At 30.7% G+C, this 10,762-nt stretch carries 6 protein-coding genes; all 6 read left to right on the top strand.

Annotated elements, in window-relative coordinates; all coding sequences use genetic code 11:
• The first annotated feature begins 271 nt into the window (after window positions 1-271).
• The 6 genes from ACXR6G_RS19965 to ACXR6G_RS19990 all read left to right on the top strand — a co-directional run bounded on the left by ACXR6G_RS19965 (window position 272) and on the right by ACXR6G_RS19990 (window position 10,139).
• Entirely contained in the window at window positions 272-967 is a 696-nt protein-coding gene (locus ACXR6G_RS19965; RefSeq protein WP_458363221.1) for a hypothetical protein, read from the top strand.
• Between the two features lie 210 nt (window positions 968-1,177).
• On the top strand, window positions 1,178-2,062 hold the full coding sequence (locus ACXR6G_RS19970; RefSeq protein ID WP_458363222.1) for a hypothetical protein: 885 nt from the start codon (window positions 1,178-1,180) through the stop codon (window positions 2,060-2,062).
• An 867-nt stretch (window positions 2,063-2,929) separates the two neighbouring features.
• On the top strand, window positions 2,930-4,465 hold the full coding sequence (locus ACXR6G_RS19975; protein WP_458363223.1) for a hypothetical protein: 1,536 nt from the start codon (window positions 2,930-2,932) through the stop codon (window positions 4,463-4,465).
• A 230-nt stretch (window positions 4,466-4,695) separates the two neighbouring features.
• Window positions 4,696-5,181, top strand: a complete 486-nt coding sequence (locus ACXR6G_RS19980) for a hypothetical protein (RefSeq protein ID WP_458363224.1) — start codon at window positions 4,696-4,698, stop codon at window positions 5,179-5,181.
• 258 nt (window positions 5,182-5,439) lie between these two features.
• Entirely contained in the window at window positions 5,440-8,997 is a 3,558-nt protein-coding gene (locus ACXR6G_RS19985; RefSeq protein ID WP_458363225.1) for an SIR2 family protein, read from the top strand.
• Between the two features lie 233 nt (window positions 8,998-9,230).
• The gene (locus ACXR6G_RS19990) at window positions 9,231-10,139 is read left to right on the top strand and encodes a helix-turn-helix domain-containing protein (protein WP_458363226.1); all 909 of its coding nucleotides are present in this window, start codon (window positions 9,231-9,233) and stop codon (window positions 10,137-10,139) included.
• Window positions 10,140-10,762 lie beyond the last annotated feature (623 nt).

Consider the following 10,762-nt stretch of genomic DNA (forward strand, 5'->3'; position numbering starts at 1 on the left):
CTATTTCAGCCCAAAAGGAATGGTGATGTTTTTCTCCCACATGAAAGTTTTCAACAACTTGTAACAAACGCTAAATGGCAAAGGCGAGTTGGAGCTTATTGAACATCTGTGCTTTTAATGAGCGCGGCAAGCTATCTATTTTAGAATTGTTATAGTTAAATGTAATTACAAAAATAGCTACCTTGCCTTTTATAAAATTTGAAACATAAAACCAGTAAGGAACCTACGCCACTTAGCGCAGCCCGTTAGCGGTAATTAAAATAACACTACAATGAAAAAACATACTTTCTTATTAATAGCATTGTTCTTCTTGAGCAATTACACATTTTCTCAGACAAGAGGAGTAACTTCTAAAAGCATAATTGATTTCAACAAGGTTTATAACAAACATACAGGGGAAAAAATCAGTAAAAGTGAATTCCATAACTTACATAAAGCTAACCCGAACATTGTTCTTGAACAAGTTATTGACAAGTATGGGGAAATTGAATCACGTTTAGTTGATCCATTCAGGAAGGATAGTTTTCAGACGCGCGATATTTCTAAACGAGCTCAAAATGGAGAATCGTTTCCTCCTTTTGTCATGAAGTCAATTACGAATAGAACTCTTAAATCTGAAGAGTTAAATGATCGGTATATTTTGATACAATTCCAGTTATCATTCTTGAAACCATTCTTTAATAAAAAAACGCTTAATGAATTTAATGAATTAGTTTTTGAATTACAGAAACTTGTATCTATTGAGGGAATTGTTGTAACAGAAAGTTCAACTAAAGAAATTAAAGAACAAATTGGAGAGAGTACTTATAAACGGGAGATAATTCCCAATGGAAGAAACTTTAATGAAAGATATTTAGTTGTAGATTTCCCTTCGATGATATTGGTTGACAAGAATGGTGATCTTATATCATATTATAAACATAGTGAAATTGATAAGGTCATAAGTGTTATTAAAAAATTGAAATAACAACCGCTAACAAAAGCTAAATTTCATGGGCGGCGATGCGCAGTTTGAAGCTTAGTACAATTAATAATCACCAGCAAGCCAATTAAATGGGTTTGCTTAAAATTATAAATTTAATAGGCTTGCTTCTTTGGCGCATTGATAAGATTACTCTTTGAAATCGCCCACGAAACTTAGCAAGCCCGTTAGCAACAACCAAAATTAAAACTTAGCATGGCAGAAGGAATAGGAAAAAGTTTGAAAGAAGTTATTATAGCCTTTAAAAATGTTTTAGGAAGACTCTTGAGACAGCATCCTTTAATTTTTCTGATTTTTATGGCGCTGCTAACTTTCGGATTGATAATGTTTACTCAATCCGAAAAAAAAATGACATTTGGGCTTTGTATATTAATTTCATTCGTTTCGATTTTAATATATTCTAAGAACAACAATTATGCTGAAACATTATTATCATTTATGTTAGGTGTCTTGACTATTTTCACAATAACATGGGATAGCTATACGTCAAAATTATTTGTTGGTTTCTATGTCTCAGTTAATGTTATCATCTTTTATTTATCAACTATAAAACTTTCAATGAAAGTTGAAACAGAACTGACTACCGCTGCATCATATATTGATCTTAAGAATCATAAACATACTTATAAACAACTTAGTCGAATTTCAAAAAGGAACACCAAATATAGTATGTTAGGAAGCTTAGAAAGAGCTGAATCTATTAAGTTTTTGGCTTATATGAAAGTTCCTATAAATGAGATAGAAGAATCAATTCAAAACATCGAACTAATTAAAGTTGTTTATCAACTGGAACTTAAGAGTTCATGCGATTTTTTTAAAACGCTTTACTTTATTAAATGTAGATCAAATTCGTTTTTCAATATTACGAATTTACTAGATTTAATCGTTGCAAAAAGATTACCTCTAATGCCTGCAGAGTTTTTGACAATTTTGAATCAAACAAAGAAAGAAATTATCCAGAACAGTTTTTCGCTTAATGAATATCTTGCTATAATCGATGAATCCGTCATCAATGGAGAAGATATTGATGGGATAATAAATAATATAAAGATGGTGATGGCAGTTGCTAACAAAAGCTAAATTTCATGGGCGCTGACGAGTAGCTTGAGAGTTGGTTCAATTAATAAACACCAGCAAGCCAATTAAATGGGTTTGCATAAAATTATAAATTTATCCGGCTTGCTTACTTGGTTTTTGATAAAGTAACTCTTTGAAATCGCCACGAAACTTAGCAAGACCGTTACAACTCATAATCAAAAGAGATAGATTAATGTGATTTTCCTTTTGTTGAAAGTAAAATCTATCTCTTTTGTGTTCTCGCAAGTAAGCTTGTAGCCTTTGTTTTTTTTACAGAGGTTTTAGCTTAATCAACTTCATCATTTTTATTCTCCCGAGCTTTAGCTTGCAATCCCGTGAAGCGCCGCCCTGTTCAGGCTTTACACTTTGTCATAAAATTTGCATTAAATCCTTAGTCCCATCCAATTTGCAGTTCTTTTGCGAATGTCGTGCGGGTGTACTTGTGAGCCTGGCGTTTATCATGATCGGATTCTAGATTAATAACCGTCTGTTTTTCGAAACTCTTCAATGAATATGAGCTCAAGCAAATTATCAGTTAATCTCTGTGCTTTTTTGTAAGTGGGTGTGTTAATTAGAACAAGCAAATTTCTATGCCAAAGCCTTTCTTTTAGACCTGATTATTAATTAAGTCTGCTCTCACATGTGAATGTTTTTTTACGAGTTGTAACAAAAGCTAAATTGCAGCGGAATCTCATTCCTATTTGAAACATAATTTATTTTGATTAGTTTTATGTAAATAATTTAAGTCGGCGCGAAAAAGACCGCCGCAACTTAGCAAGACCGTTACCAACAAGGCAATTCCTCAATTTAAGTAGGAGACTAATGATAATTATTGAATTATAGAGCTAATAGTAAAATAATGCATCAGGAATGAGTAAAATATCTTTAAACCCAATTAAGGCAACATGGAATTCAGATGAATCAATTGAATTTGAAATCATTTATGAAAATTCGAGAGATTGCAATTTTTTGAATGTAACAATTCATAGAATATTTAAACTTAATGAATTGGCAATTGGTCAATTTATGTTGCCATTAATAAATACTGGGAATAATAAATTTAAAGTCACTGTGAAAATTCCAAACATTGGAGTTTACTATATTTCAAAATTAACAGCAGAAAAATATCCAATAAGCAAATCAGATTCCCAAAAGTATGATATGCACCATCCTTTACTTTTCGATCCGTTTGCTGATAATGAATTCTTTTCACCTTACTTTCTCATTTCTAATGACAATGCAAATTATACATCGAAAGCAATAAAAGAATACGTTAATAACATATTCGAAGAAAGAGAGAAATCTCTTATACTTGGTACTCAAAATGAAAAAGAAAATTCAACTTACGAGGTAATTGTATTATGCAAAGATGTATATCTATCTTCAATTTCTCAGTTCAAAAGTTGTAAAGTAAAGCCTTATATTCCTTCAACTAATAATGATTTATTAGAACATATTAATAAATGTTTACTGCCAAGTACTTGGCAGAAATTTGAAGATAAAGAGGTTCGAAAAGACATACTGTACTCACCTAACCCACAAGTTGTTTTTGAATTTCCCAGAGTGTATTCAACAACACATGATGACGCTGTAAATTTAGTTATATCTGAACTGGAGGTTATATTAAATGCATATTCTATTACTAGAAATTGTTTCGGTGAAATACAAGCAGTTGCAGTAAGAAACAAACAAACCGAAAAACAATTCTTAACATTCTCACAGCTTGACTATGTTGGAAATATAATGTGTGGTGATATTTTTGGTGAAAATCCATTTTTAAATAATGCCATAGCAGATTCTTCTAGAGAAGATAGTTTCCTTCAATTATGTATTTCATTATTTAATCAAGCTTCGATTGAGACCAATATAGAATTCGCATTTACAAAGTATTGGTCAGTTTTAGAAACACTAGCCGAATCAAAAAAATATAGCATTAAGCGTTTACACAAAGTGGATTTAGACGGTATAAAACTCACATCTTTAACACAAAAACAAAAGCCAGGTAAGAAAGATTATGTACGTGAGCTTATTCGCGATTACAAAATAATGGATGGTAATAATATTAATAATCTACTTATCACTTCAATTCCAGAGATTGATAAGAAATCTGAAGCTCTTTTATCTGTTTGGTATAACCATAGAAATTGTGCAGTACATGGTGGTGGTTGTGTAAGGGATGAATTGAAGGGATGCAAAGAATCATGTAGTTATATAACAGAAAGATACATCAAGCAGCAAAGAGGAGTAGAAGTTCAGCAAAACCATCTTTTAAATACTTTAAGGCAGACAATAAGACAAATATTATTAATCGAAAGCACTAAAAATACAGAAGACAGAAATTTGGTTAATCAATTTGTAAATGAAGACATTGCTGTCGTTAGAAAGAGAAACTATATCTCAAATTAAATAATAGAAGCCCAGTTGGTAACAAAAGCTAAATTTCATGGGCGCTGATTTGCAGTTTGAAAGTTTAGTTCAATTAATAAGCACCAGCAAGCCAAATCAATTTGTCTTGCTCAGAAACTAATAAAGTAAATTTATTCGGCTTGCTTCTTTAGCGGTTTGAAAAATCAACTCTTTAAAATCGCCCACGAAACTTAGCAAGACCGTTGTAGGTAATACTTTAAGATCAAAATATGAATCTTGAGATAAAAATATTAGTGATTATTACTATTAGCTGTTTAGTAGCCTCTTACTTGTTTGTTAAGTTGGTATATAAAGCCGTATCACCATTCAAAAAAATTGAATTTTGGATCACCTTGATAATTTCTTCATTATTTCTATTTTCAATTTATCCATTCATTCTTGTGTTTACAATGTTTTATGAATCAAACACACCAAATAGAACATTCAACTCAGAAGATTGGAAAATAAACGAAAGTAAAAGGGTAGAATTAATTGACGATTTAATCGAAAAAAAACAACTAGATAGCTTGTTGGAAAACGAAGTGATTGATTTACTAGGAGAACCATTAACAAATTGTGGTTATTTTTTAAGTTCTGGTAGAGACATGATATATTATTTAGGCCCAGAGAGAAGTCTCATGCGTATAGATAGTGAGTGGTTATTAATATGGGTGGAAAATGACCATGTGAAAAAATACGAAATCAGGACTGATTAACAACGTACTACCTACAACAAAAGCTAAATTATCATGGGCGTTGATGAGCTGTTTGAAAGTTTAGTGCAATTAATAAACACCAGCATGCCAATTCAATTGGTTTGTTAAAACATAAATAAGTTAATTAAATCGGCTTGCTTCTTTAGCGGTTTGAAAGGATGATTCTTTGAAATCGCCCACGAAACTTAGCAAGACCGTTAGGGCACATACAAATAGCACCTATTATTCATTAATAATGATATTCTAAATATAAAATCAATGAATCATTTAAGTATTGCAATAATTAAAAAACAGATAGTAGCTAAATCTAATTATTTCTCAAATAAGGATTCAAATAAATTTGATTATCTAGTATTAAAGGAAGGTTCTGAATACAAGTTTTTTGATTATAAAAGTAATGCTATAGGAGATAGATTCAGGTTTACGGATTTTAAAAATAAAATCATAAGTTACTTTGGCTTACGAGAAATAAACGACAAGAATGAAAAAATAGATTTTGAAAAACCTCCTCGTCTTTTTAAAACAAGTAAAAATGACCCTTATGCGACATCATATGAGTATATTTTATCAAATGAGCAAATAGAATGTATTGATCAGAAACTACCAAGTAATGAAGGGGTATGGAATAATATTGTTTGGTTAAGCGAAGAAGAATTACTTGCCAAGAAAGACAATTGGGTTACTAACCAAAACTTCATTTTCAAAACAGAAACTCCCTTTCAGACTCCTAATTTCTCCAACAAACTAAGAGAAAGTCTGAAGAATATTGTTGAAGCAAAGAAAAATGGTAAACTTGTTATATTCACTGGAGCTGGAGTGTCAATTGATTCGGGAGTTCCAGGTTGGTGGCAGCTTATTCAAGAATTAAAAGCAGGAATAGACGGTGATGAAGAAGATTTTCTGAAGGTAGGTCAATTGTATTATGACTCAAGAGGAAAGAAAGAATACAATTCAAGAGTACAAGAAATATTGAAGCACGGTATTACAAAGTACAACCCTATACATCAGAAAATTGTTGAATTGCAACCACATCATATTATTTCTACAAATTACGACTCCCATTTTGAACAAATTTTTGAACAAAAAAGTTATAGGTATTCAGTTATTAAAAAAGATACAGATTTACCTTATTCCAATGGAAGTTCTTTGTTTGTGAAAATGCACGGAGACTTTGATGAAAGAAATATCGTTTTAAAAGAAAAAGATTACGAGCAATATTCGGAAAACTTCCCTCTTATTGAAGGGTTTATAAAAGGGATATTTGCTTCTAAATTAGTATTATTTGTTGGGTTTTCATTTACTGATCCAAATCTTGAGCATATTACCAATTCGGTTAAAAATATTCTAAAAGAGGACAATCAACCACCTTACCTTTTTATAATTCAAGACACGAAAGATAAAAAATACAAGGAACGTAAAAGAAAATTAGAGAAGAAAGGATTGATTATAGTCGAATACGAAGATTTACCATTCAATAAATACTTTGAAGGCATAACCTCAGACGAGGAGAATATTCAGCTTAAGGAACTTAGTCCAACTGGTCAGAAAGCCTATAAATTCTTAAAAACAATAGAAGAGTTTGATGTGTTTTCAGATACTATTGAGAATTTAAACGTTAAAGATCAATTAATTAACTCGGTATTGAGATTTAAAGAATTAGGTGCAATTCCGCTCAGTGTTATAGAAAAAATTTCACCTTTCAAGCTTCAGAAGAAAGCGCAATATGAATTGAATACTTCGGCAAGTTATAATTATCCTGCTATTGAAACTTTAAATGAAGATTTACTATCTTTTTTAAAAGATGAAAAAGGAGATATGGGTAATATTGTTTTAAAATCGATCAATGATAATACTATAAAACCCGAAAAGAAAGAATTACACAAAGCACTTAATTTACTCTGCTCAAGTGGTGTTTTTGCAGTAGGTCGTAAAAATGATACTTCTCCCTCATATATTAAATTTCATGTTGAAAATAATGAAAATTGTAATTGTCCAAAGTGTTTATTTGGACGGTTTGAAATAGGTAATCTTTTACAAGAACTATACTCTACTGCAAGTAAAGCAATTTGTAAAAGTACAAACCAGAATATTGGTTTTGAAGAGGCTTGGGGGTTTCAAAAATTGGGACAATTTGCCAAAGCTTATTTCACTTTAGAAGAAGTGAAATCAAAATCTTGGAGAAAGAAAGAATATGTCTCATTTTTTATTGCATCGTATAATCAAACGTTGCTTTATCCATTTATGCGAAGTTGGGATATAATGGATTTAAACGAAAATGAATTAGAAGACATTAGAATTAAAATTAAAAAAATAGATCTAGACAAAATTTTATTTGAGTTACCAATAGATATTTCTATTAAAGAAGCCTTAGTTTCTATTAAAGAAAATAAATTGTTTGAAAGTTCCAGAATAATAATTGGAAGGAATTATTCTACGATAATAGATACTTACACAAAATATAAAGATGGTAATTACTATTCAACGGGGCCTGCGTTTTGGCATGAGACAGAAACAACATTTTATATTTTGTGGAATTTCTACAAAAACAATTCTTTGTTTAATGAAGAATACAAGTATTTCATAGATTTAGCAAATAGGTATTTAGAATCCATGTTAGTGAGCTATTCTACAAACATTGAATACAAACAAAAATTACCAGAATTCTCTGAATTATTTATAATTATATTTATTACTCTTGGTAATACTAAGGAGTTAGTATCACATTTAAAAACTTATGATGTTAAGACCTTAAAATTTGAAAACAATGAAAAAACGCTTAATAATATTTTGGAATCATTTGACTTATTCATTACATCTGGTTATGAGATTAACACTTTCTTTTCAAGAAAAATAAATAATAACAAATTATACAATAGAGCATTAAAAGATTCTGATTTGTTTAAAGGCAAAATGGTTAGGTCTCTAAATAATTTTCTCATTTTGTTTACTAAGATTGATCTAAGTAAAAGTCAACTCAATGAAGTACTAGATAAAATTCTTAATTATTTAGAAGTAAATTCTATCTACGAATACCATGATTCACATTCATATTTTTCTTTATTTTCAGTAGAATATATAAATTCTTTTAATGAGCAAAATACAATTCGATTACTTAACTATATTATTTCTAAATGTATTGGGGTAAACAGTTTAGTTGAACCAATATGTGACGCTATTATTAATAAACAAAGCAAAGAGCAGATATTAGGTGAGGATTTTTATATTCAATTGTTGCTATGTCAGGATAAAAATAAAATAGCACCATTTTTCCGTCTGTTAAACAAGGAACAACAAACTAAATACTTAACATTAATCAAGCCATCTCTTAATAAAAATGAATTAATTCAATATGCATACAAATGGGGGGTCTGGGAACTTAGAAAGGAATCTTATATACTTGATAAGTATGTTGAAAATTTGTATTTAGTATGTAAGGGATTTCCTGATTATGAAATTAATAATGATGGTTTTCCAGATAAGATCAAAAGTTTTTCTGTGTGGAATCAGCTTCATTTCTATGTCAACCTAATATATGAAAATCAATTATTTGATATGGATTCTATTAATGACATATATAGTAGTATAGATTCAGAAATGTTTAAGTGGATTTTAAAACCTGATAAATTTGATTACTCAAAGTTTAATGTGAATTGGATATTATCTTTTAACAGACCATACATAATTGAACATATAGGCAAGTCTAGTGCTTTAAAAACAGCTGTTAAAAATGGGTTGGGTAGCAATTATAATGAAAATGTGGCAAAGATATATTTTGAAAAATTATTAACTGAGCAAGTAGAAAGTACGATGCCCTAACAATATGTATAATTCATATGGGTTTCGGAGGTTTTCGAGCTTTGTCACCCGCTTAAATCTTGGTGGTAACTTGATAGGTTTGAAGCTCGCAATCCCATACGAAATCATACACTCACCGTTAGCGGTTATTGCGACAAACACTCCAGTAAAAGGACAAATGACGTAAAGATGACATAATGTAAATACACGAATCCTATTCGATTTGATTTATTTTTGTCATCAAAAGATAATATATGGAAAAGGAAAAGTTGGCACAAGGAGTAAAGGAATTACGAAAACGAAAAGGTTTATCCCAAGAAGATTTAGCTAAAGAATCAGGACTATCATTGAGAACAGTTCAACGGGTTGAAAATGGAGAATCAGAACCAACAGGAGAAACCCTAAAGAGAATATCGTCTGTGTTAAATATAACACCTGATGAATTAATTTATTGGGATAGTGATAAAGAAACCCTGAGAAAGACAGTTAAAACTAGATATGAATACTTGCATATTTATAACAATAAATTATTATTGACTAAAACGGAAGAAGTCAGTGATTTAGTTGAGGATTATGGTAAGTCAGTTAGTAACATATTTAAAACATTAATGGTGTTTTTTATTGGTATACCAATATTTACCACCTTGGCATTCATTGGTTATAACATAGGTAATTTTGGATTAGCAATATACGCAGGTGCTTTTGCATTTATGTTCTTAGTTGTGGCATTTTATTCAATACTATTCACTTCTGGTTCATCATTAATAAAAATGGAGAATGTTACTCGGATAAGGTTACAAAATAAATTCTATAATAATGTTGTTTTAATTTCACACAGGGAGTCAGGTCGACTGAAGGTGAGATCTTTAGTTCTTGAGAAAAATCAAGTAGATACTGTGAGAAATACTTTGGTTTCCGAGCAACTCATAGAAGAGAAAGATATAAAACTCAAAGTGAACAAAAACCACATCTATTTATTTTTCATTGTAATATTTTTTATGGGTGGTAGTGGACAATTTTCTAAGTTGTTTTTCAAAGAAGCTGACCCAATGATGATTAATGGTTTCATTATATTATTTGTCAGTGTTTTGCTTCTAATAAATATGATATTTAAATTGATTAATCCCTTGTTCAAAAAACAACAAACCGCTAACAATGTATAAAAAACATAAGTGGCTTAGTGGTTTACGAAGCTTTTGCACATTTAATCAGCTCCGCCAAATCTGCGATTTGACGGTTTGTTTTAAAACTTTAAATTTGTGTCTAATCGCAAATTTGGCTCAGTGTAAATTGACAGATAAGTGCTTCGAAATCACTTACGTTTCTTATACTCAACGTTATAGGTAATTGATTCGTAATGGCACTCGCTGGAAAGCTTGATGCCATTTCTACTTTAATGGAATATCCCTCTTGAATTGTTCACCAGTTGTTTTACTAGGTTTTACTGAGTTTTAAGCCTTGTGTTTTGTTTAGCTTGATTTTGCTTGTGTTCACGTGACACCGCTCTCTGCTTGGCCTCATTCGCTGTGTCACGCAATTTGCCAGAGCAACTCAGCTTATCCAATTTGCTTCTCTTTTGCCAACCTTGTCCGAAAGTGTTTAAGGCAAGATGATGCTTTTGACAGTTATGATTTCTAAAGGATCGAGTCTTTTATAAATGAATACGCGCGGGGGAGGTGCGCAAATTGTCATTTAGGTTCAGTTCTTTTAGTTGCAAATTCCACGCCAAAGCTGTCTATATCAGCCCAAAATAATGGTGATGTTTTTCTCTCACATAAATGTTTCC

The organism is Ancylomarina sp. YFZ004 (assembly GCF_054254355.1).